Source organism: Saccharothrix sp. NRRL B-16314 (genome assembly GCF_000716595.1).
Lineage (GTDB): Bacteria > Actinomycetota > Actinomycetes > Mycobacteriales > Pseudonocardiaceae > Actinosynnema.
In genome coordinates this window covers 91,790-113,005 of record NZ_JNXC01000004.1, presented here as the reverse complement: position 1 = coordinate 113,005, position 21,216 = coordinate 91,790, and the positions used below count along the sequence as shown (strand labels likewise).

At 73.1% G+C, this 21,216-nt stretch carries 22 protein-coding genes and 1 pseudogene; 17 read left to right on the top strand and 6 right to left on the bottom strand.

From position 1 onward, the window contains the following. Positions 1 to 25 precede the first annotated feature (25 nt). Both OQ02_RS10375 and OQ02_RS10370 read right to left on the bottom strand, forming a co-directional pair. A complete protein-coding gene (locus OQ02_RS10375; RefSeq protein ID WP_051772127.1) occupies positions 26 to 2,740 on the bottom strand; it encodes an nSTAND1 domain-containing NTPase in 2,715 nt (904 codons plus the stop codon). Positions 2,741 to 2,954: 214 nt separating this feature from the next. Beyond that, positions 2,955 to 4,127 carry an ROK family transcriptional regulator gene (locus OQ02_RS10370; RefSeq protein WP_033438121.1) on the bottom strand — a complete coding sequence of 391 codons (1,173 nt, stop codon included), beginning with the start codon at positions 4,125 to 4,127 and terminating at the stop codon, positions 2,955 to 2,957. Between the two features lie 62 nt (positions 4,128 to 4,189). On the opposite strand from OQ02_RS10370, the gene xylA reads away from it, so the two are divergent. Continuing rightward, positions 4,190 to 5,326 carry a xylose isomerase gene (gene xylA, locus OQ02_RS10365; RefSeq protein WP_197043273.1) on the top strand — a complete coding sequence of 379 codons (1,137 nt, stop codon included), beginning with the start codon at positions 4,190 to 4,192 and terminating at the stop codon, positions 5,324 to 5,326. Continuing rightward, positions 5,326 to 6,702 (top strand): xylulokinase, encoded by a 1,377-nt coding sequence (locus OQ02_RS10360; RefSeq protein ID WP_033438119.1) that lies wholly within the window; start codon positions 5,326 to 5,328, stop codon positions 6,700 to 6,702. The genes xylA and OQ02_RS10360 overlap by 1 nt, the downstream gene beginning before the upstream one ends. A gap of 55 nt (positions 6,703 to 6,757) precedes the next feature. Here OQ02_RS10360 and OQ02_RS40040 read toward each other — a convergent pair. Continuing rightward, positions 6,758 to 7,612, bottom strand: a pseudogene (locus tag OQ02_RS40040) (aminoglycoside phosphotransferase family protein). 149 nt (positions 7,613 to 7,761) lie between these two features. Between OQ02_RS40040 and OQ02_RS10350 the strand changes: the two are divergent. Both OQ02_RS10350 and OQ02_RS10345 read left to right on the top strand, forming a co-directional pair. Next, the gene (locus OQ02_RS10350; protein ID WP_033438118.1) at positions 7,762 to 8,373 is read left to right on the top strand and encodes a flavodoxin family protein; all 612 of its coding nucleotides are present in this window, start codon (positions 7,762 to 7,764) and stop codon (positions 8,371 to 8,373) included. A 29-nt stretch (positions 8,374 to 8,402) separates the two neighbouring features. Next, positions 8,403 to 9,407: an NAD-dependent epimerase/dehydratase family protein gene (locus tag OQ02_RS10345; RefSeq protein WP_033438259.1), complete on the top strand. Its 1,005-nt coding sequence runs from the start codon at positions 8,403 to 8,405 to the stop codon at positions 9,405 to 9,407. A gap of 53 nt (positions 9,408 to 9,460) precedes the next feature. On the opposite strand, the gene OQ02_RS10340 is transcribed toward OQ02_RS10345, so the two are convergent. Further along, on the bottom strand, positions 9,461 to 9,706 hold the full coding sequence (locus tag OQ02_RS10340; protein ID WP_033438117.1) for a DUF6480 family protein: 246 nt from the start codon (positions 9,704 to 9,706) through the stop codon (positions 9,461 to 9,463). Between the two features lie 74 nt (positions 9,707 to 9,780). Between OQ02_RS10340 and OQ02_RS10335 the strand changes: the two genes are divergently transcribed. From OQ02_RS10335 to OQ02_RS40835, 4 genes are read left to right on the top strand one after another with little or no spacing between them, the layout of a single operon-like run. Further along, on the top strand, positions 9,781 to 10,350 hold the full coding sequence (locus tag OQ02_RS10335) for a nucleotidyltransferase family protein (RefSeq protein WP_033438116.1): 570 nt from the start codon (positions 9,781 to 9,783) through the stop codon (positions 10,348 to 10,350). Then, positions 10,350 to 10,598 carry a BON domain-containing protein gene (locus OQ02_RS10330; protein ID WP_033438115.1) on the top strand — a complete coding sequence of 83 codons (249 nt, stop codon included), beginning with the start codon at positions 10,350 to 10,352 and terminating at the stop codon, positions 10,596 to 10,598. The genes OQ02_RS10335 and OQ02_RS10330 overlap by 1 nt, the downstream gene beginning before the upstream one ends. Beyond that, positions 10,595 to 11,323: a metallophosphoesterase family protein gene (locus OQ02_RS10325; RefSeq protein WP_033438114.1), complete on the top strand. Its 729-nt coding sequence runs from the start codon at positions 10,595 to 10,597 to the stop codon at positions 11,321 to 11,323. The genes OQ02_RS10330 and OQ02_RS10325 overlap by 4 nt, the downstream gene beginning before the upstream one ends. A 4-nt stretch (positions 11,324 to 11,327) precedes the next feature. Next, complete coding sequence (locus OQ02_RS40835; protein ID WP_051772126.1) at positions 11,328 to 11,870, top strand: hypothetical protein; 543 nt, start codon at positions 11,328 to 11,330, stop codon at positions 11,868 to 11,870. A 141-nt stretch (positions 11,871 to 12,011) separates the two neighbouring features. Here OQ02_RS40835 and OQ02_RS10315 read toward each other — a convergent pair whose 3' ends face one another. Beyond that, positions 12,012 to 12,530 (bottom strand): SRPBCC family protein, encoded by a 519-nt coding sequence (locus OQ02_RS10315; RefSeq protein WP_033438113.1) that lies wholly within the window; start codon positions 12,528 to 12,530, stop codon positions 12,012 to 12,014. A gap of 150 nt (positions 12,531 to 12,680) precedes the next feature. Here OQ02_RS10315 and OQ02_RS10310 point away from each other — a divergent pair, with 150 nt between their 5' ends. Genes OQ02_RS10310 through OQ02_RS10270 form a run of 9 tightly spaced genes read left to right on the top strand, consistent with a single transcriptional unit; the run spans position 12,681 to position 20,505 of the window. Then, positions 12,681 to 13,196, top strand: coding sequence for a D-glycero-alpha-D-manno-heptose-1,7-bisphosphate 7-phosphatase (locus OQ02_RS10310; RefSeq protein ID WP_033438112.1), 516 nt, complete (start codon positions 12,681 to 12,683; stop codon positions 13,194 to 13,196). Continuing rightward, positions 13,193 to 14,185 (top strand): glycosyltransferase family 9 protein, encoded by a 993-nt coding sequence (locus OQ02_RS10305; RefSeq protein WP_033438111.1) that lies wholly within the window; start codon positions 13,193 to 13,195, stop codon positions 14,183 to 14,185. Before OQ02_RS10310 ends, OQ02_RS10305 begins: the two co-directional genes overlap by 4 nt. Then, on the top strand, positions 14,182 to 15,075 hold the full coding sequence (locus OQ02_RS10300; protein WP_033438110.1) for a glycosyltransferase: 894 nt from the start codon (positions 14,182 to 14,184) through the stop codon (positions 15,073 to 15,075). Before OQ02_RS10305 ends, OQ02_RS10300 begins: the two co-directional genes overlap by 4 nt. Next, positions 15,072 to 16,277: a glycosyltransferase gene (locus tag OQ02_RS10295; protein ID WP_033438109.1), complete on the top strand. Its 1,206-nt coding sequence runs from the start codon at positions 15,072 to 15,074 to the stop codon at positions 16,275 to 16,277. The genes OQ02_RS10300 and OQ02_RS10295 overlap by 4 nt, the downstream gene beginning before the upstream one ends. Beyond that, positions 16,274 to 16,849: a D-sedoheptulose-7-phosphate isomerase gene (locus OQ02_RS10290; RefSeq protein WP_033438108.1), complete on the top strand. Its 576-nt coding sequence runs from the start codon at positions 16,274 to 16,276 to the stop codon at positions 16,847 to 16,849. The genes OQ02_RS10295 and OQ02_RS10290 overlap by 4 nt, the downstream gene beginning before the upstream one ends. Further along, on the top strand, positions 16,846 to 18,132 hold the full coding sequence (gene rfaE2 / locus OQ02_RS10285) for a D-glycero-beta-D-manno-heptose 1-phosphate adenylyltransferase (protein ID WP_033438107.1): 1,287 nt from the start codon (positions 16,846 to 16,848) through the stop codon (positions 18,130 to 18,132). Before OQ02_RS10290 ends, rfaE2 begins: the two co-directional genes overlap by 4 nt. Then, complete coding sequence (locus tag OQ02_RS10280; protein WP_033438106.1) at positions 18,132 to 18,812, top strand: SDR family oxidoreductase; 681 nt, start codon at positions 18,132 to 18,134, stop codon at positions 18,810 to 18,812. Before rfaE2 ends, OQ02_RS10280 begins: the two co-directional genes overlap by 1 nt. Continuing rightward, the gene (locus OQ02_RS10275) at positions 18,803 to 19,984 is read left to right on the top strand and encodes a cytochrome P450 (protein ID WP_033438105.1); all 1,182 of its coding nucleotides are present in this window, start codon (positions 18,803 to 18,805) and stop codon (positions 19,982 to 19,984) included. The genes OQ02_RS10280 and OQ02_RS10275 overlap by 10 nt, the downstream gene beginning before the upstream one ends. A gap of 17 nt (positions 19,985 to 20,001) precedes the next feature. Beyond that, complete coding sequence (locus OQ02_RS10270; protein WP_051772157.1) at positions 20,002 to 20,505, top strand: DUF6328 family protein; 504 nt, start codon at positions 20,002 to 20,004, stop codon at positions 20,503 to 20,505. A 21-nt stretch (positions 20,506 to 20,526) separates the two neighbouring features. Here OQ02_RS10270 and OQ02_RS10265 read toward each other — a convergent pair whose 3' ends face one another. After that, complete coding sequence (locus OQ02_RS10265; RefSeq protein WP_033438104.1) at positions 20,527 to 21,201, bottom strand: DUF6766 family protein; 675 nt, start codon at positions 21,199 to 21,201, stop codon at positions 20,527 to 20,529. Positions 21,202 to 21,216 lie beyond the last annotated feature (15 nt).

Below are 21,216 nucleotides of genomic sequence, written 5' to 3'. Positions count from 1 at the left end.
CGGCTGCCCGCATCTCACACGGGGCTCATGCACACGGTCGGCTGTACTGGAGCCCGCCCACCGCTTCCACGTACTGCTGCCACTCCTCGCGCGAGATGTGCACCTCGACCGCCGAGCACATGGCGGCGACCGCGGTGTCGAAGTCGAACTCCCAGGACCGGGACGTGCCGTTGGAGCCGGCCGTGACCACCCGGGTCGGTGTGTCGCCGAACGCCACCCCGTGCACGCCGTCGGTGCTCCAGCTGATCCGGCCCTGCTCGACCGGGGCGGTGCGGTCCGACACGTCCCACAGGGACACCTTGTCGTCCTTGCCGACGGTGGCCAGCGCGAGGCCGTCCTGCCGGAAGCCCAGCGCCCGGATCGTCTCCGGGTGCGCCTTGTGCGACCAGGTCTCCTCGGGCGCCCACTGCTTGGCGAGGTTCCACATCCGGACCAGGCCGCCGGAGAACCCGGCCGCGAGCGTGCGGTTGTCCGGCGAGAGCGCGACCGCGGTGATCTCCCGGCCGGTCTCCAGCGCCCCGATCGGCCGCGGGCGCCCCGTGTCGGACACGTCCCACAGCCGGAGCGTGCCCGCGTCGTCGTAGGTGACGACCACCTGCCCGTCCTGGCTGTAGCCGACGCCGTTGACCGGGCGTGGGTGGCCGTTGAGGACCGAGCGCTCGACCGGCCGGTCCCGGCCGGACCAGTCCCACAGCAGGACCAGGCCGTGCTCGGACACGGTGACGAGGGTGCGCGCGCCGGCGGGGTCGAGCGCGATCCGCAGCACCGGGAAGTCGAAGGTGTGCACGACGGTCGGGTCGATCGCGTCGGTGACGTCCCAGATCTTCGCCACCCGACCTTCCAGCGTGGTGGCGAACGCCTGCTCCAAGCCGTTGACGGCGGTCGACGTGACGATGGAGTCCGGCTCGGTGCGCTCGCCGAGCGGGCGGTACGTGTCGTTGACGGGCACCGGCACCCGGGCGTTCGGCCGCGGCATCCCGTCCGGGATCAGGCCCTGGCCGGACGGGAACGACGAGCGGCTGACCGTGTCCTTCTCGCCGGCCGCGTGCGCGCTGAGCACGCCGTCGCGCAACCGGCTGGTGGGGTTGAGCTCGTAGGCGGCGATCGCGAGCTGGTCGGCCAGCCTCGGGTCGCTGCCGCGCAGCGCCTGCGCCTGGTTGGCCACGTACCAGGCGGCGGACGACCGCCAGCCCGCCGCGGACTCGTTCTGCGCCTTGATCGCCAGCACCACGGCCGTGCCGGTCAGCATGAGCAGCACGGCGAGTAAAGCCACCAGCTGCCGGAGCCTGCGGGTCCGGCGGTGCGCGACCTGGCGCTCCCGGTCGCGCGCCTTGAGGCTCTCGGCCAGGAAGTCCCGCTCCTGGGCGCTGGTGCGCACGCCGTCCCGCCGGGTCCACTCGACCGCGGTGTCCAGCCGCGTGCCCCGGTACAGCGCGTCCGGGTCGCGGCCCAGCGCGTCCCAGGTGGCCGCGGCCTCGGTGAGCTGGCGCATGGTGCGCAACCCGTCGCGGTCCTCGGCGAGCCAGCTCTTGAGCCGGGGCCAGGAGCGGATCAGCGCCTCGTGCGCGATCTCCACGCTGTCCCGGTCCAGGGTGAGCAGCCGGGCGTGCGCGAGGCGGTCGAGCACTACGTCCACGTCGACGTCGTGGTCGAGTTCGGTGCGCGGCAGCCGCCGCTTGGTGTCCTCGGTGCCGTCGCCGAGCGCCGTCAGCCGCAGGAACACCTGCCGCGCCAACTCCCGTTGCTGCTTCTCCAACGACGTGTAGGTGCGTTCGGCGGTCTGCGCGATCGCGTGCTGGATGGCGCCCGCCGCCTCGTACCCGGCCAGCGTCAACGTGGTGCCGCGCCGGCGCCGCCACGTTTCGAGCAGGGCGTGCGACACCAGCGGCAGCACGCCCGCCTGGCCGGTGGCGTCCGCGACGAGCCGGGACACCAGCGCCGTCTCGACCGTGCACGAGGCCTTCACGGCGGGCTGCATGATCACCTGGCGCAGCTCCTCGGTGCCCATCGGCCCGAGCAGCAGCTGGCCGTCGGTCAACGCCTCCACCAGCGCCGGGTGGTGCGCGCAGTGCCCGTAGAAGTCCGCGCGCACGCCGAGCACGACCTTGCACCGCGCGGTCAGCAGGGCGTCGATGTAGGCGGTGCGCTGGTCGACGTCCTGCCAGAGCGTGAAGACCTCTTCGAACTGGTCCACGATCAGCAGGTCGGCGGTCAGGTCCGGCTCGCCCCGCTCGCTGGGCGTGGTGACGACGACCCGGCCCGCCAGCCGCGGCACCAGGCCGGCGCGCAGCAGGGACGACTTGCCCGCGCCGGACGCGCCGAACACCGCGACGAACCGGCGGTGCGCGATGCGCTGCTCCAGGTCGTCCAGCAGGTGGTCGCGGCCGAAGAACCACTCGGCGTCCTCGGTGCCGTAGGCCGCCAGGCCCGCGTACGGCGGGTGGCCCTCGTCGGGGCTCGGCTCGGCGCTGGGCAGCACCTCGGCGGCGACCTGGTGCCAGCGGTCCTCCCACTCGGAGACGTCGCCCGCGCAGGCCCGCACGTACGCCAGCGTCACCGCGAGCGTCGGCAGCCGCCGCCCGCCCGCCGCGTCGGACAGCGTCGTCGCCGAGTAGTGGGCGCGGGCGCCCAGCTGCCGATAACTGCACCCGCCCGCCCGGTCCCGCAACGACCGCAGGTCCGCGGCGAACGAGAGCAATGGGCTGTCGCCGACGTCCAGGGGACGCTCTCCACGCGGCACCGGTCCACCCCCGCCCAGTCATACCGATTGTGCGCAACGTTGCGCGCATCGCCAAACGTGCCATCCAGGCTGACAGACGACGGGCTGTGACGGGCACGCTTCCGACACGTGCATTCGGGTGAAGTACCGGGTGACTTCGTCCCCGATCGGCTGTGAGAGCGCTCCCGTGCCGCGAGTCGTCCGGTTTGCGCTTATTCGCGCCACGAACGGCCGGTCAGGCCAGGACGGACGTCACGTACGGGTCGGGGTCGGCGAGGATGGCGCGGACGGCGGTCGTGGCGGCGCCCCGGACGGCCGCTTCGGCGCCCAGTGACGACGCGACCACGCGAACGGGTGACCACTCCCCGCTGACCACCCGGCGGGCCAGCTCGGCGTGCAGGGGCTCCTGGAGCCACGGCTCCAGCCGGGCGTACGTGCCGCCGAGGACCACGGTGGGCAGGTCCAGCAGGTTCACCGCTCCGGAGAGGGCGACGCCGAGCCACTTCGCCGCCGTGCGCACCGCCGACGTCGCCGTGCGGTCGCCCGCCGCGAGCCGCGCCAGCAGCTCGTCCACGCCGGTGACGCCCGACGCGCGCACGATCTCGTCCTGGCCGGCCAGCCGCTCGAGGCACCCCCGCGACCCGCACGCGCACTTCGGCCCGCGCGGGTCGACGGACAGGTGGCCGATCTCGCCGCCGAACCCGGACAGCCCCTCGAAGAGCGCGCCGCCGACCACGATGCCGGCGCCGATGCCGATCTCACCCGAGATGTGCAGGAAGTCCGCCGCCACGTCCCCGTGCCACAGCTCGGCCAGCGCGGCGAGGTTCGCCTCGTTCCCGACCAGCACCGGCACGTCCAGCGCCATCCGCCGGGTCAGCTCGCCCCGCACGTCCACCTCGCGCCAGCCCAGGTTCGGCGCGAGCCGCAGCGACCCCCCGGCCACCTCCACCAGGCCCGGCACCGCCACGCCGACCCCGCCGATCGGCACCTCCTCGCGCACCGCCGTGCGCACCGCCGCCGCCACCTTGGCCAGCACGCGGGCGGGGGAGGAGGCACGATTGTCGCTGGGTCGCAGCCACCGCGCCCGCACCCGTCCGGTGAGGTCGACCAGGCACGTGGCCAGGTAGTCGACCCCGATCTCCACCCCGAGCCCGTGCGGTCCGGTGGGTGACAGGTGCAGGGCCGTGCCGCGCCGGCCGGGGCCGGACCTGGCCTGCGCCTCGCCCTCGGCCACGAGTCCGGCGCCGATCATCCGGTCGACGAGGCTGGAGACGGTCGCCTTGGTCAGGCCGGTCCGGGCGGCCACGGCGGCGCGGGACGAGCCGGGCGCGTCGGCGATGGCGTCGAGCACCAGGGCGGAGTTGTGCCGTCGCACGGTCCGCTGGCTCGCTGGCTGTGGTCGGGACACCCACTGGATACTAGCGGCCGGGTGAGATAAGTTCAGGCATCAAACTTATTGGAGGTGCCCTCGTGGAGAAGTTCAGCTTCGGTCTGTGGACGGTCGGCTGGCAGGGACGCGACCCGTTCGGTGACGCGACCCGCCCCGTGCTGGACGCGCCGCTCGCGGTGCGCAAGCTCTCGGAACTGGGTGCCTGGGGCATCACGTTCCACGACGACGACCTGTTCCCGTTCGGCGCGGACGCGGCCGAGGTGGGCAAGCGGGTCTCCGCGTTCCGCGCGGCGTTGGACGAGACCGGCATGGTCGTGCCGATGGTGACCACCAACCTGTTCACCCACCCGGTGTTCAAGGACGGCGGCTTCACCAGCAACGACCGCTCGATCCGCCGGTTCGCGCTGCGCAAGGTGCTGCGCAACCTGGAGCTCGCGGCCGAGCTCGGCGCCGAGACCATCGTGATGTGGGGCGGCCGTGAGGGCTCCGAGGTGGACGCGGGCAAGCCCGTGCACGCCGCCCTCGACCGCTACCGCGAGGCCGTCGACACGGTCGCGCAGTACTCGGTCGACCAGGGCTACGGCTTCCGCTTCGCGTTGGAGCCCAAGCCGAACGAGCCCCGCGGCGACATCCTGCTGCCGACGATCGGCCACGCCCTGGCGTTCATCTCGACGCTGGAGCACCACGAGCTGGTCGGCGTGAACCCGGAGGTCGGCCACGAGCAGATGGCGGGCCTCAACTTCGTGCACGGCATCGGCCAGGCGCTGTGGCAGAAGAAGCTCTTCCACATCGACCTCAACGGCCAGAAGGGCCCGCGCTACGACCAGGACTTCGTGTTCGGCCAGGGCGACCTGCTGTCCGCGTTCTTCCTCGTCGACCTGCTGGAGAACGGCGGCTACGAAGGCCCGCGGCACTTCGACTACAAGCCGCTGCGGACCGAGGACCTGGACGGCGTGTGGGCGAGCGCGGCGGCCAACATGCGCACGTACCAGCTGCTGCGCGAGCGCGCCGCGGCGTTCCGGGCCGACCCGGAGGTGCAGGAGGCGCTGAAGGCCAGCGGCGTGTACGAGCTGGCGGAGCCGACGCTCGACGAGGGCGAGTCGATCGCGGACTTCCTCAAGGGCGAGGACGTCGACCCGGAAGCCGCCGCCGAGCGCGGCTTCGGCTTCGTGCACCTGGCGCAGCTGGCGACCGAGCACCTGTTGGGCGCGCGCTGATGGCGCTCGTCGCGGGCGTCGACTCGTCCACCCAGTCGTGCAAGGTGGTGGTGCGGGACGCGGACACCGGCGCCCTTGTGCGGCAAGGACGGGCGGCGCACCCGACGGGCACCGAGGTGCACCCCTCCGAGTGGTGGGACGCGCTCCAGACGGCCATCGCGGACGCGGGCGGCCTGGACGACGTCGAAGCCGTGTCGGTGGGGGCGCAGCAGCACGGCATGGTGACGCTGGACTCCGCCGGCGAGGTGGTGCGGCCGGCGCTGCTGTGGAACGACACCCGTTCCGCGGCGGCGGCGGCCGACCTGACCACCGAGCTGGGTGGTCCGGACAAGTGGGCCGAGGCGATCGGCAGCGTGCCGGTCGCCTCCCTCACCGTGACCAAGCTGCGGTGGCTGGCGCGGAGCGAACCCGAGTCGGTGGCCAGGACGGCGGCCGTGTGCCTGCCGCACGACTGGCTGACGTGGAAGCTGTCCGGCGGGACGTCGTTGGACGCCCTGACCACGGACCGCAGCGACGCCAGCGGCACCGGCTACTGGTCGCCGTCCGCGGAGGACTACCGACCTGACCTGCTGGAACTGGCCCTGGGCAAGGTCGTGGCGCTGCCGCGGGTGCTCGGTCCGGCCGAGCTGGTCGGCCGGTTCGGCGCGGGCGCGGGCGACAACGCGGCGGCGGGGCTGGGCGTGCAGGCCCAGCCCGGCGACGTGGTGGTGTCCATCGGCACGTCCGGCACGGCGTTCGCGCGGTCGCCGCACGCGGTGGCGGACGGCACCGGCATCGTCAACGGTTTCGCCGACGCGGAGGGCGGCCACCTGCCGCTCGTGTGCACGCTCAACGCGTCACGCGTGCTCGACGCGACCGCGGCGATGCTGCGGGTCGACCTGGCGGAGCTGTCGGACCTGGCCCTGAGCGCGCCGGCGGGTGCGGACGGGCTGGTGTTCGTGCCGTACCTGGAAGGGGAGCGGACGCCGAACAAGCCCGACTCCACCGGCGCGTTGCACGGCCTGCGGCTGGACACGATGACCTCGGCGCACATGGCGCGCGCCGCGGTCGAGGGTCTGCTGTGCAGCCTGGCCGACGCGATCGACGCGCTGGTGGCGCTGGGCCTGCCGGTGTCCCGGGTGCTGCTGATCGGCGGCGGGGCGAGGTTGCCCGCCGTGCGTCGGCTCGCGCCCGCAGTGTTCGGCTGCCCCGTGGTCGTCCCGTCGCCGAGCGAGTACGTGGCGGACGGCGCGGCCAGGCAGGCGGCGTGGGCGCTGAGCGGCGCCGACGCCCCGCCGCTCTGGTCGGAGCTGGCGTCGACCTCGGTCGAGGCCGAGCCGACGCCGTGGGTGCGGGAGCGCTACGCCTCCGTGCGTGAGCTGACCGCCACCCGCTGAGTCCTGACGGGGTGCATCCGCCACTGGGCCGCCAGTCGCGGGGGCACCCCGTCGGTCACTCGCCGTCGTTGTCGTCCAGGACCTGCCGCACCACCCGGAGGTTGTCGGCCGCGACGCCGTCGTCGGTGGTGCCGGCGAGCATGATCAGGGCCTTCCACAGCGCCCAGCCGCGCGCCCGTGCCCAGGTGGCGGCATCGAGGTCGACCGCCTCCCGGAACGCCTCCCGGCTCCTGCCCGACAACATCGTCCACGCGATGACGAGGTCGCACGCCGGGTCGCCGACGCCGCACCCGCCGAAATCGATGACCGCGGTGAGCTTCCCGCCGTCCACCAGCAGGTTCCCGCTCGCGATGTCGCCGTGGAACCACACCGGAGGCCCGTCCCAGACAGGTGCGCTGACGGCGTCGTCCCACACGGCCGCCGCCCGTTCGGTGTCGACTCGCCCCTTCAGGGCTGCGAGCGCGCGCCGGGTGCCGTCGTCGTAGTACGCGGGCGACGTGCCCCGTTAGAAGCAGTGCGCACCGGCCGGTGGTCCGTCCGTCGGGTCGACGCGGCGCAGGGCGCGGAGGAAGTCGGCGATCGAGACCGCGAACGCGGGGAGGTCGTCGATGCGGTCGAGGGCGGCGGTCCGGCCGTTCAGCCAGCGGCGGACCGACCAGGGGAACGGGTAGCCCTCGCCGGGCACGCCCAGCGCGAGCGACACCGGTACCGCTACGGGCAGTGACCGCGCGAGGACGGGCAGCCACCGGTGCTCCTTCTCCACCGCCGGCGCGTAGCCCTCGCCGGTCGGGAGCCGGACGGTCAGGTCGTCGCCCAGGCGGTACGTGCGGTTGTCCCACCCGTCGACCTCGACCGGTGTGACGGGGAGGTCGCCCCACCGCGGGAACTGGCTCGCGATGAGGCGCTGCACCAGGTCGGCGTCGATGCCGGCCCGGCCGTCGCTGTGCGGGGTGTCGACCACCGGTCGAGCATGGTGATCTCCGCGCGGTGCGGGCAACGCATTTTCGGGGTCGTCGGGGGTACCCGGAGGCCGGCCGACCGGATGCGGAGGTGCCCCTGATGAGGGCCGTGGTGCTCAACTGCTCGTTGAAGAAGTCGCCCGCCCCGTCCAACACCCAGATGCTGGCGGACGTCGTCGTGCGGGCGTTGGAGGAGCGCGACGTCGAGGTGCGGACGTTCCGGGTGGTGGACCACGACGTGCCGCCGGGGGTGGTGACCGACCTGGGCGGGGGTGACGAGTGGCCGGTGCTGCACGACGAGCTGCTGAACGCCGAGATCCTGGTGGTCGCCACGCCGACGTGGGTGGGCCGGCCGTCGTCCGTCGCGCAGCGCGTGATCGAGCGGATGGACGCGATGCTGTCGGAGAAGGACGACGACGGGCGACCCGTCGCGTACAACCGGGTGGCGGGTGTGGTGGTGACCGGCAACGAGGACGGCGCGCACCACGTGATCAGCGAGGTGTCCGGGGCGCTCGTCGACATCGGCTACACGATCCCGGGGCAGGCCTGGACGTACTGGAACATGGGTCCCGGCCCCGGGCCGGACTACCCGGACACCACGCACGGGCACGACTGGTCGAAGAGCACGGGTGAGGCGATGGCGTCGAACCTGCACGCGGCGGCGCTGGCCCTGGCGAAGTCCCCGATCCCCGCCCCGCCGTCGAGTGGGTGACCCGGCGCGCGGGTGGGTACCCGGCGGGCATGAGGATCGTCGTGACCGGCGCCACCGGGAACCTGGGTACCGCCCTGCTGCGCCGGCTCCGCGACGAGCCGGACGTGGTCGTGCACGGGATCTCCCGCCGGCCGCCGGAGAACGAGCCGCCGTACGACGTCGAGTGGACTCCGGTCGACCTGGCGCGTGAGGGCGCGGAGGAGCTGCTCGTCGAGGTGTTCCGGCGGGCGGACGCGGTGGTGCACCTGGCGTGGCTGATCCAGCCCAGCCACGACGAACGGGCGTTGTTCCGGACGAACGTCGCCGGCAGCGACCGCGTGTTCACCGCGGCGGTCAAGGCGGGGGTTCCGCACCTCGTGCACATGTCGTCCGTCGGCGCCTACTCGCCGGCGGCGAAAGACCACACCGTGGACGAGAGCTGGCCGACCGACGGCGTGTCCACTTCGTACTACAGCCGGCACAAGGCGGCGGTGGAGCACCTGCTGGACCGGGTCGAGCGCGACCAGCCCGGCCTCGTCGTGACGCGCGTCCGGCCGGGCCTGGTCCTGCAACCGGACGCCGCGGCCGAGATCAAGCGGTACTTCCTCGGGCCGCTCGTGCCGCACGGCCTGTTCAAGCTCAAGCTGCCGGTCCTCCCGCTGCCGCGCGCGATGGTCCTCCAGTTCGTGCACGCGGACGACGTCGCGGACGCGCTGGTGAAGATCCTCGCCACCAAGGCGGAAGGCGCGTTCAACCTCGTCGCGGACCCGGTGGTGACACCGCAGGTGCTGGCCGAGGTGATGGGCGGGAGGCACGTGCCGATCCCACCGACCGCCCTCCGCACGGCCGCGCGGGTCAGCTGGCGCCTGCGCTTGCAGCCGACCTCGCACGGCTGGGTGGACCTGGCCCTCACCGCGCCGCTGCTGGACGCGACCAAGGCCGCCACCAGGCTCGGCTGGTCACCGCGCCACAACGCCCGGGACACGCTGAAGCAACTCCTCGACGGCCTCGGCCGCAAGGAAGGACTCCAGCCCAGCCCGCCGCTCCACCCCTGAGCCCGCCGCTCCACCCCCGAGCCGCTGCGCCCGACCTCCGCGTCGATGACGGGTCAGGAGCCTTCGAACAGGTTGGTCCAGCCCATCACCTGGGCCACGATGAAGGCCACCGCCAGGACGGTCACGAGCAGCACCATCACCAGCGTGATGATGGGCCCGCGCCGGGACGGCATCGGTTGGGGGTGGGACAGGCCGGAGGTCTGGCCGGAGTCGGGTGGCGTCTCACCGGGCGATACCCCGCCGCCGGGTTCGAGGCCGGGCGTCCGGGCCGGGTCGGGGTCGGGAGGTGTCGCAGTCATACCCGTGGGCTACCCCGTCCGCCGCCGGCTCCACCTGCCGTGTGAACATCGACCCGGACGGGTAATCACCCCACATGAGCGGTGTCCAAGACGAGCTGCTGCGCACCCTGACGAAGGTCGCCAAGGCGCTACGCGCGCACGACATCCCGTTCGCCCTCGCGGGCGGGTGCGCGGTGTACGCGCGAGGCGGACCGGCGACGGAACACGACGTGGACATCCTGGTGCGCGAACAGGATGCCGGACCGGCGGTGACCGCGCTGGTGGAGGCCGGCATGCGCGCCGCCAACCCGCCCGAGGACTGGCTGCTGAAGGTCTACGACGGCGACTCGCTGGTGGACCTGCTGTTCCGGCCGAACGAGATCCCGGTGACCGACGAGACGCTGAGCCGGGCCGAGGAACTGGCGGTCGGCTCGGTCACCCTCCCGGTGATGCCCGCGACCGAGGTGATGATCAGCAAGCTGCTGGTCCTCGACGGGCACCGCTGCGACTTCAGCGAACTGCTGCCGTTCGCCCGCGCCCTGCGCGAGCAGATCGACTGGGAGCACGTCCGCGGAGCCACCAAGCACTCTCCCTACGCCGAGGCGTTCCTGGTGCTCGTCGAACGCCTCGACATCCTGCCCCGCTCGCTGACGAGGAGCGCCTGATGACCGCGGAGCAATACCTCGCCGCCCGGCTGCGCCAAGCGCTGGCCGAAGACCCGCGCACCACCGAACTGGGCGTGCGCGTGACGGTGCGCGGCGACCACGTGCTGCTGTCCGGTGACGTGGCCAGTCCGGGACGCCGCGCGGAGCTGGAAGCGGTGATCCACGACGTGGCGCCGGAGTTGACCGTGCTCGACGACGTGAAGGTGGTGCCGTCCGACGCCCCGGTCGGCCGAGAGGAGCTTCGATGATCCGCATCGCCGCCGTCGGTGACGTGCACCTCGGCGAGGACGCGCGCGGGCGGATGCGGCCCGCGCTGGACCAGCTCGGCGAGCAGGCCGACGTGCTGCTGCTGGCCGGTGACCTGACCAGGCACGGCACGGTGGCCGAGGCGCGCGTGGTGGCCGACGAGTTCGGCGGCCTCGCCGTGCCGGTGGTCGCCGTGCTGGGCAACCACGACCACCACGACGAGCGTTCGGACGAGGTGATCGCCGTGCTCCGGGACGGGGGCATCACCGTGTTGGAGGGCGAGACCGCCACCGTCGGCGTGGACGGTCACACGTTGGGCGTCGCCGGGGTGAAGGGCTTCGGCGGCGGGTTCGCCGGCAAGTGCGGCAGCGCGTTCGGCGAGCAGGAGATGAAGGCGTTCATCCGGCACACCACCGAGATCGCCGACTCCCTGCGAGCCGCGCTGGACGGCCTCGACACCGACGTGAAGGTGGCGTTGACGCACTACGCGCCCGTGCCGGACACGCTGCGCGGCGAGCCGCCGGAGATCTACCCGTTCCTGGGCTCCTACCTGCTGGGCGAGGCGATCGACTCGACCGGGACGCACTTGGCGGTGCACGGGCACGCGCACTTCGGCGTGGAGCACGGCATGACACCGGGTGGCGTGCGGGTGCGCAACGTCGCACAACCGGTCATCCGATCCGCATACACCGTCTACTGCGTGGAACCCGCCGTAGTGGAGGTGTAGTCGCATGGAACAGCAGAGGACCGAGGGGCCGTCCGTGGTGTGGGCCGGGCCGCCCGACGCGCCGGCGGTGGTCGTCATCGACCCGGCCGGTGTCGGCAGGCACGGCGACCTGCCCGGGACGTGGCGACCGCTGACCGAGTACCTCCAGGTCATGTGGTGCCGGCTGCCCGCGACGGAAGAGCCGTGGCGCGAGGTGGACGAGGTGCTGACCGAGTTCATCGACCGCGGGGTGCCCGTGCACCTGGTGGCGGGCGCGGCGGCGGGCGCGGAGGTGGGCGACCTGGTGCGGCGGCACGAAGGGCTGATCAGCTCGGTGCAGACGTTCGCCGCGCCGATCCCGCTCGGGCACCCGGAGGTGGTGCTCGAAGTGCTGCGCGAGCTGCTGGACCAGGACGTGACGCCGACGTCGGTCGCCGGTAAACCGGACGCGGGGGAGGAGGAGCGGCCCGCGCGGGGCGGCGGTGACGTCGGTTCGCTGCTCGGTGACGCCGCCTCCGCGTTGCGGCAGTCGGTCAGGCAGCTGTTCGACCGGCTGCGGAGCGGCTAGGTCTCGACGTCACCCGGAAGCACAAGACCGGAAGCACACGACCAGAAGCACAAGGCTCACCCAAAAGCACGAAGCGCAAGCGAAAGGCCCGTGGGACTCGACGTCCACGGGCCTTTCGCTTGCGGTCGAACCGCCTGCGCATCAGCGCAGCGGGTCACCCGGGCGGCCGGCGTCCGGCAGGTCGTGGCGCGTCTCACCGGCCTGCGGCGCACGGCTCACGTCGCCCCGCCACCCGCCGGTCTCGCTGCCACGGCCCTCGATGAACTCCTTGAACCGCTCCAGGTCGGCGGACACGCGGTGGTCCACCAGGCCCACCGCCGCACCGGCCTTCTCGGTGAGCGTCTGCGGTTCGTACTCCATCTGCACGTGCACGCGCGTCGTCCGGGCGTCGAGCCGGTGGAACGTCACCACGCCGCCCTGCGGCGGGCCGTCCACGGTGTGCCACGCCACCCGCTCGTCGGGGTGCTGTTCGGTGATCTCCGCGTCGAACTCCCTCGTCACCCCACCGATCTTGGTGACCCAGTGGGTGCGGGTCGGTGTCACCTGCGTGATGCGCTCGACGCCCTCCATGAACTGCGGGAACGACTCGAACTGCGTCCACTGGTTGTACGCGGTGGTGACCGGGACCTCGACGTCCACGGACTTCTCGATCGTCGTCACTGCAAACAACCTCTCCTTCGGGGATCGAACTCGACACCGGGGTACCCGCCGGCGCGGTGTCCACACACGTCTCCACCCACATCGGGGTGACGGCGGGCGGCGGTTTGCCGGGATGTGTTTGCTTCCGGTCCCACCGGCTAACTCTCCTCTGTGGACCAGTACCCCGACGCGGTTCTCTTCGACCGCGACGGCACGCTCATCAGCGACGTGCCCTACAACGGCGACCCGGAGCGGGTGCGGCCGATGCCCGGGGCGCGCGAGGTCCTGCGGGCGCTGCGCGCTCGCGGTGTGCGCACGGGAGTCGTCAGCAACCAGTCCGGTGTCGGTCGGGGTCTGCTCACCACCGCCGAGGTCGACGCGGTGAACGCGAGGGTCGAGGACCTGCTCGGCCCGTTCGGCACCTGGCAGGTGTGCCCGCACCACCCCGATGACGGCTGTGGCTGCCGCAAACCCGCGCCCACCATGATCCTCCGGGCGTGCCGGGTGATCCGAGCGCGGCCCGAGCGCACCTACTTCATCGGTGACATCGGGGCGGACGTCGACGCCGCGCTCGCGGCGGGTGCCGTCCCGATCCTCGTGCCCACACCGCAGACCCGGCCCGAAGAGGTCGAGCGCGCGCCCCGCACGGCGACGGATCTCACGTCCGCGTTGGGGATGGTCCTGTGAGGACACTCGTGGCGAGGCTCGACAGCGACGGCGACGTGTTGCTCGCCGGTCCGGCGGTCCGTGCCGCCGCGAACGCGGGCGGAGTCGTGCTGCTGTGCGGGTATTCCGGCGCGCAGGCGGCGGCGCTGCTGCCCGGTGTGCAACGGGTGGTGCGCTGGGACTGCCCGTGGATCTCGCATCCCGCGCCGGAAGTCCGGACACCCGACATCGAAGGGATCGTGGCTCTGCTCAAGGGGATTCGCGCCGACGTCGCGCTGATCCTCACGTCGTTCCACCAGAGCCCGCTGCCGCTCGCGCTGCTGCTCAAGCTCGCCGGCGTGCCGAAGGTCGTGGCCCGGTCCACCGACTACCCGGGGTCGCTGGTGGACGTCCGGCTGCGCGAGGACCCGGACATCCCGGAAGCCGAACGCACGCTGGAAGTCGCACGCGCCGCCGGTTTCGAGCTGCCACCGGGCGACGACGGCAGGTTGGCGATCACCACCCCGCCGCCGACGGGCGAGATCGGGCCGTACGTGGTCCTGCACCCCGGTGCCTCCGTGCCCGCACGGGCGTGGGCGCCGCAACGGTGTGCCCAGGCCGTGACCGCCCTCGCCGAAGCCGGGCACCGCGTCCTGGTGACCGGCGGGCCGGGCGAGACGGCGCTGACCGGGTACGTGGCGGGCACCGACGGCGTCGACCTCGGCGGCCGGACCACGTTCGCCGAACTGGCCGGGCTGCTGGCCCGCGCGGACGCGGTGGTGGTCGGCAACACGGGGCCGGCGCACCTCGCCGCCGCCGTCGGAACGCCCGTCGTGTCGCTGTTCGCGCCTGTCGTGCCCGCCGGCAGGTGGGCGCCTCACGGGCCGCACGTGCTGCTGGGAGACCAGGACGCGCCGTGCCGCGACTCCCGCGCGCGGGAGTGCCCGGTGCCCGGTCATCCGTGCCTGAACCTGGTGACGCCCGACCAGGTCGTCGCCGCCGTCGCCGATCTAGTGGGGGTGCGGACGTGAAGATCCTGCTGTGGCACGTGCACGGCTCGTGGACGAACGCGTTCGTCCGGGGCACGCACGAGTACCTGATCCCCGGGCCACCCTCCGGCATCGGGTTGGCCGGCCGCGACTGGCCCGCCGCACGCGAAGTCCAGGTGGCCGAAGCCGCTCTTCCCGACGTGGGGGCGGACGTCGCCGTGCTGCAACGCCCGGCCGAGATCGGTCTGGTGCCCGCCGGCATCCCGGTGGTCTACCTGGAGCACAACACGCCGAAGTACCCGAACCAGGTGCACCCGCTCAAGGACTGGGACGGCACGATCGTCCACGTCACCCACTTCAACGACCTGATGTGGGATTGCGGCACCACGCGCACGGTGGTCGTCGAGCACGGCGTGGTGGACCCGGGTCCGCAGTACACGGGTGAGCTGCCCCGTGCCGCCGTGGTGGTCAACGACCCCGTTCGCCGCGGCCGGGCGGTCGGCACGGACCTCCTGCCGAGGTTCGCCGAAGCGGCGCCGCTGGACGTCTACGGCATGCGCACCCGCAGGTTGGGCGACATGGGCCGGGGCGACCACGACCTGGAGTCGCTGCACCGGGAACTGGCGCTGCGCCGTCTCTACCTGCACCCGGTGCGGTGGACGTCGTTGGGGCTGTCGCTGATCGAGGCGATGCACCTGGCGATGCCCGTGGTGGCGTTGGCGTGCACCGAGGTGGCGCGTGCCGTCCCACCGGAGGCGGGTGTGGTGTCCACCGACGTGGAGGAGCTGGTGCGGGCCGTGGCCGAGCTGGTCGAGGACCCGGCGCTGGCCAGGCACAAGGGCAAGCAGGCCAGGGAGTTCGCCCTGGCCCGGTACGGGCTCGACGCATTCCTGCGGAGTTGGGACCGGTTGCTGACAGGAGTGAGCCGATGAGGATCGCCATGGTGTCCGAACACGCCGGCCCGTTGGCCGCCCTGGGCGGTGTCGACGCCGGCGGGCAGAACGTGCACGTGGCCGCGTTGTCCGCGGCGCTGTCGGCACGCGGCCACGACGTCGTGGTCTACACCCGCCGCGACGACCCGGCGCTGCCCGAGCGGGTGCGCACCGAACAGGGCTACGACGTGGTGCACGTGCCCGCCGGCCCGGAGTGCTCGGTGCCCAAGGACGAGCTGCTGCCGCACATGGGCGAGTTCGCCCGGTTCCTCGAGCAGCAGTGGTACGACGAGCGGCCCGACGTCGTGCACGCGCACTTCTGGATGTCCGGCTTGGCGTCGGTGCTCGCCGCGCGCAAGGCGGGGGTGCCGGTCGTGCAGACCTACCACGCGCTGGGCACGGTGAAGCGCCGCCACCAGGGCGTCGACGACACCAGCCCCCCGCAGCGGATCGGGATCGAGCGGATGATCGGGCGGGAGGCCGACCGGATCGCCGCGACCTGTGACGACGAGGTGACCGAGCTGATGCGCATGGGCGTCCGGCGGCAGCGGATCTCCGTGGTGCCGTGCGGGGTGGACCCGGACCGCTTCCGACCGGAGGGCCCGAGCGACCGGCGCCGGTACCCGTACCGCATCGTGTCCGTCGGCAGGTTGGTGCCGCGCAAGGGTTTCCAGGACCTGATCACGACTCTGCGCTCGCTGCCGGACGCCGAGCTGGTGATCGCGGGCGGTCCGGTCGACGTCGACACCGACCCGGAGGCGCAGCGGCTGGCGGCGCACGCGGAGCGCGTCGGCGTGCGGCACCGGCTGGTGCTGGCGGGCCAGGTCTCGCGGGACGCGATGCCCGAGCTGCTGCGCTCGGCGGACGTGGTGGCGTGCGTGCCCTGGTACGAGCCGTTCGGCATCGTGCCGCTGGAGGCCATGGCCTGCGGTGTGCCCGTGGTGGCCAGTGCGGTCGGCGGCCTGACCGACACCGTGGTGGACGGCGTCACGGGCGTGCTCGTGCCGCCGCGCGACCCGGCGGCGCTGTCCCGAGCGCTGCACTCGCTGCTGGTCGACCGGGCCCGCCGGGAGGCGTGCGGCATCGCGGGTCTCGACCGGGTCGGCGTGCGCTACACGTGGGACCGGGTCGCGGAGGACACCGAACGCGTCTACGAGCTGGTCACGGTGGAGCAGGCCGTGGCCGTGGGAGGCGCGCGATGACCGTCGAGACCCACTTGAACGGACTGGCGCAGTCGTTGGCCGGTTTGCGCGCCCAGGCGCCGAGGCTCACCCGGTGGGGCGGCGTGCTGGCCCGTCGGCTCACCGACGGCGGACGGCTCCTCGCGGCGGGCAACGGCGGTTCGGCCGCCGAGGCGCAGCACCTGACCGCCGAACTCGTCGGCCGGTTCCGGGACGACCGGCGGCCGTTCTCCGCGATCGCGCTGTGCGCCGAGTCGTCCAGCGTCACCGCGATCGGCAACGACTACGGCTACGACCAGGTGTTCGCCCGCCAGGTCACCGCGCACGCCCGTCCGCAGGACGTGGTGGTGCTGCTGTCCACCAGCGGGCGCAGCCCGAACCTGATCGAGGCGGCGAAGGCGGCCAGGGTGGCGGGCGCGCACGTGTGGGCGATGACCGGCCCCACCCCGAACCCGCTGGCCGAGGTGGCGGACGAGGTGCTGGCGCTGCCGGGCGACCCGGCGAACGTCCAGGAAGCGCAACTGGTCGCCGTCCACGCGCTGTGCGCGGCGTTCGAGGCGGCCCTGCCGGCATCGGAACGGAGGGTGTCGTGAAGCTGGTCGTCGTGGGCGATTCGCTGCTCGACGTCGACGTGCTGGGCAGCGCCGAGCGGTTGTGCCCGGACGCGCCGGCGCCGGTGCTGGACGTGGCGGAGGAGCGCGTCCGGCCGGGTGGCGCGGGCCTGGCCGCCGCGTTGGCGGTGGCGGACGGGGTGGACGTGACGCTGGTCAGCGCGGTGGCCGACGACGAGGACGGGCAGCGGCTGAGGGACGAACTGGCGCACGTGCCGTGCGTGCTCGGGCCGTCGCCCGTGCCGACGTCGGTCAAGACGCGGCTGCGGTGCGGCGCCCAGTCGATCGCCCGGCTGGACCGCGGCGGCGGTTCCGGCGCACCGCGGGCCACCGACGACATGCTGGACGCGGTGCTGGAGGCGGACTACGTGCTCGTGTCCGACTACGGGCGAGGGTTGACGCGCGACGAACGGCTGCGCGGCGTGCTCGCCCGCCGCCCGGTGGTGTGGGATCCGCACCCGCGCGGCCCGGAGCCGGTGCCCGGCGCGCGGCTGGTGACGCCGAACGCGGCCGAGGCCAGGGCGCTCAGCGGGTGCGGCGACCCGATGGACGCGCTGGGGGTGCTGCGTGAGCGGTGGCGGGCGCGGGCGGTCGTGGTGACGCTCGGTGCGGGCGGCGCGCTGCTGCACGGCGGCGGTGTGCCGGTCGCCGTGCCCGCACCCAGCGTCCCCGTGGTCGACCCGTGCGGCGCGGGCGACCGGTTCGCGGTGACCGTCGCGGTGCGGCTCATGCGCGGCGCGGCGATGGACGACGCGGTCGCCGACGCGGTGACGTCGGCGGCCGAGTTCCTGCGGTGCGGCGGCGCGTCCGGCTTCCGGCACGTCGATCCGGTGTCCACAGTGGACTCCGTGCGGGCGCGCGGTGGTGTGGTCGTCGCGACCGGCGGGTGCTTCGACCTGCTGCACGCGGGCCACGTCCGGACGTTGCGCGCCGCGCGGGCGCTCGGCGACTGCCTGGTCGTGTGCCTGAACTCGGACTCGTCGGTGCGCCGGCTCAAGGGCCCGGAACGTCCCGTCACCGGGCAGCAGGACCGGATCGAGGTGCTGCGCGCGCTGGGCTGCGTGGACGACGTGGTGGTGTTCGAGGACGACACGCCGGAACGCGTCCTCGCCGACCTGCGACCGGACGTGTGGGTCAAGGGCGGCGACTACTCCGTCGAGTCGCTGCCGGAAGCGGACCTCGTGGCGGGCTGGGGCGGTCGGACCGTCGTCGTGCCCTACCACCGGGGCCGTTCGACCACCGACATGCTGTCGAGGAGGGGCTGATGCTCGGTCAGGTGCTGGTCACGGGAGGCGCGTCCGGGTTGGGCGCGGCCGTGGTGCGCGCGGTGCACGGGCTGGGCGGTCGCCCGCTCGTGCTGGACAAGGCCGCGCCGTCGGCCGCGGAGGTGGCCGACTTCGAGTCGGTCGACCTGTCCGACACCAGGGCGGCGGAACGCGCCGTGCGGGCGATCGCCGAGCGCAACGGCGGCCTGCGGGCGGTGGTGACGGCGGCGGGCACGGACGCGTGCGGCCCGCTGGACCAGGTGTCCGGCGCCGACTGGGACCGGGTGGTGATGGTGAACCTGCTCGGCACCGCGGCGGTGGTGCGGGCGGCGTTGCCGATGCTCGACGGCGGCCGGGTGGTGACCATCGCGTCGACGCTCGGGCTGCGCGCGGTCAGCGACGCGACCGCGTACTGCGCCTCCAAGTTCGGCGTGGTCGGCTTCACCAGGGCGCTGGCGGCCGAGACCGCCGGCCGGGTCGGTGTGACGCTGGTGGTGCCCGGCGGGATGCGCACCCACTTCTTCGACGACCGGGCCGAGCAGTACCGGCCGCCGGACGACAGCAAGCTGAACCCGCCGGAGCGGGTGGCCGACGCGATCGTGTTCGCCCTGAGCCAGCCCGCGGGGTGCGAGATCCGCGAACTCGTGGTCGCGCACGCCGAGGAGGGGTCGTGGCCGTAGCCTCCCGGCTCGACACCGGGAGGGCGTTCGCCAAGGTGCTGCTGCCGACGCCGGCCAAGGGCGTGATCGTGCGCCGGCCGCCGGTGATGGCGGTGGCCGGGACGGTGCGGGCGGACGCCGTGGCCGTGGCCACCATGATGCGGTTCCGGGAGCGGTACGGCCCGGAACCGCTGCGGCTCAGGATGACGGGACGCAGCATCGCGCTGCTGCTGGACCCGGTGGACGTCTCGCGGCTGCCGGCCGACTCGCCGTCGCCGTTCGCCCTGGGCACCAGGGAGAAGAAGGCAGCGCTGGCGCACTTCCAGCCGCACGGGGTGCTGATCTCGACGGGGGAGGAGCGGGCGCGGCGACGTGCGCTGAACGAGGACGTGCTGCGGCCGGAGAGGATCTACGCGCGGGGGATCGTGGCGGACGAGGCCGACCTGCTGCTGCGGCACGTCCGGAGCACCGGCGCGCTCACGTGGGACTCGTTCGCGCAGTCGTGGTGGCGGGCGGCGCGGCGGATGGTGCTCGGGTCGTTCGCGCGGGACGACGTCGAGCTGACCGACATGCTGAAAACCTTGCGCGCCCACGCGAACTGGGCCTACCTGCACCCGCGCCGGGAGGTGTTGCGCCGGCGGTTCGAGGAGCGGTTGCGCGAGCACTCGGAGCGGCGTGAGCCGGGCAGCCTGGCGGCCCTCGCGCCCGTGGCCGAGGTGGTGGAGCAGGCGCCGCACTGGCTGTTCGCGTTCGACGCGGCGGGCATCGTGACCATGCGGGCGTTGGCGATCGGCGGTGCGGGCGAGGCCGGGATCCGGGAGTCGGCGCGGCTGTGGCCGACCACGCCGGTGATCCTGCGGGAGAGCACGGAGCCGACCCACTGGCACGGGACGTGGTTGCCGGCCGGCACCACGTTCGTCGTGTTCACGCCGTACTTCCACCGCGATCGGGACCGGCTGCCGTACGCCGACGAGTACGCGCCGGACATCTGGCCCGCGCCGCCCGAGCCCGCACTGGTGCCGTTCAGCGGCGGTCCGGGCGCCTGTCCGGGCCGTGATCTCGTGCTGGTCGCGGCGGGCGCCATGCTCGACGCGCTGCGGGACCACCTCGCCGTGCCGACGCTGCACGCGCCCCTGCCCACCACCCTGGACCACTTCGCGCTGTCGTTCGACGCGGTTAACACCACCGGGTGAATGGGTATGTGGTGCCCGTGAGTCAAGCCGAGGAGTCGCACCAGCGGAGGTTGGCCCGCAACCTCAACGAGTTGCTGCAAGAACTGAGGGTCGCCCAGGCGGGCGTGCAGATCCTGTTCGGTTTTCTGCTCTCCATCGCCTTCACCGAGCGCTACGCGGGAGCGGACGCGTACGTCCGCGTCACCCACCTGATCACGGTCCTGTTCGCCGCGTGCGCGGTCGCGCTGCTCACCGCGCCGGCCTCCTGGCACCGGATCCTGTTCCGCCGCGGCAAGCGGGAAGACGTGATCGAGGTGGCGAACCGCTACGCGATCCTCGGGCTGGCGTGCCTCGCGGTGGCCATGACCGGCACCATCCTGGTGCTCGGCGAGGTCATCGTCGGCGGCTGGGCGGGCATCGCGCTCGGCGGGTTCGCGGCCCTCTTCTTCGGCACGCTGTGGTTCGTGCTGCCCTGGCGCGAGCGTGGCCGGAAGTCCACCGGGGTCGAGGCCGACGAGGACGGGGAAGACCGGCTCGAGTAGCGCCGGCCAGGCGCGGGGGAGTCAGCCCGATTCGTCGGTCGCGGTGTGCGGCGCGCCCACCGGCTTCGACTCCGGCGATCCGCGTTGGCGCAGGTAGACGCTCAGCACCGCCATCGAGCCGATGGCCAGGAACTCCGACTGCCAGTTCTGCAGCGACCGGTTCCAGAAGTCCGCGCTGAGCACGTAGTCCCACCAGGTGATCGGGTCCTGGAAGTCGTTCAACCGGTCGTTGTTGTGCGCGCTGCGCCCGGCGATCGACTGGGTCAGCCACGAGCCGACGAACAGCCCGAGCATCACCAGGCCCAGCGAGTTCGAGTACAGCGCCGTCCGCCACCCGCCCGCCTTCGCCCACGGCGGCGACTGCGGCGTCACGTGCGCGCCGATCAGCTGGTCCTCGTCCGACTCCGCGCCGAGCCGCGAGGCCGGCTTCGACTCAGGCGAGCCGCGCTGCATCAGCCACACGGTGGCGAAGATGAACAGGAAGAACTGGAGGTACTCCGACTGCCAGTTCTCGGCCACGTCCACCGCGTAGTCCGACGACGTCACGAACTCCCACAGCCCGATCGGGTCACCGCCGTCGGCGAGCCGCCGGTTGTTCAGGTCGGCGTTGCCCGCGAAGGCCTGGCCGACCAGCGTGGCCAGGCACAGCAGACCGAACGCCAAGCCCAACCCGTTGTCCCGCAGGAACCTCTTCACAGGCCCGCCAACCCG

Coding starts and splice junctions, on each gene's coding strand:
- OQ02_RS10360 (WP_033438119.1), top strand. CDS start 5,326: ATGGCGCTCGTCGCGGGCGTCGACTCGTCCACCCAGTCGTGCAAGGTG.
- OQ02_RS10350 (WP_033438118.1), top strand. CDS start 7,762: ATGAGGGCCGTGGTGCTCAACTGCTCGTTGAAGAAGTCGCCCGCCCCG.
- OQ02_RS10345 (WP_033438259.1), top strand. CDS start 8,403: ATGAGGATCGTCGTGACCGGCGCCACCGGGAACCTGGGTACCGCCCTG.
- OQ02_RS10340 (WP_033438117.1), bottom strand. CDS start 9,706: ATGACTGCGACACCTCCCGACCCCGACCCGGCCCGGACGCCCGGCCTC.
- OQ02_RS10335 (WP_033438116.1), top strand. CDS start 9,781: ATGAGCGGTGTCCAAGACGAGCTGCTGCGCACCCTGACGAAGGTCGCC.
- OQ02_RS10330 (WP_033438115.1), top strand. CDS start 10,350: ATGACCGCGGAGCAATACCTCGCCGCCCGGCTGCGCCAAGCGCTGGCC.
- OQ02_RS10325 (WP_033438114.1), top strand. CDS start 10,595: ATGATCCGCATCGCCGCCGTCGGTGACGTGCACCTCGGCGAGGACGCG.
- OQ02_RS40835 (WP_051772126.1), top strand. CDS start 11,328: ATGGAACAGCAGAGGACCGAGGGGCCGTCCGTGGTGTGGGCCGGGCCG.
- OQ02_RS10295 (WP_033438109.1), top strand. CDS start 15,072: ATGAGGATCGCCATGGTGTCCGAACACGCCGGCCCGTTGGCCGCCCTG.
- OQ02_RS10290 (WP_033438108.1), top strand. CDS start 16,274: ATGACCGTCGAGACCCACTTGAACGGACTGGCGCAGTCGTTGGCCGGT.
- OQ02_RS10280 (WP_033438106.1), top strand. CDS start 18,132: ATGCTCGGTCAGGTGCTGGTCACGGGAGGCGCGTCCGGGTTGGGCGCG.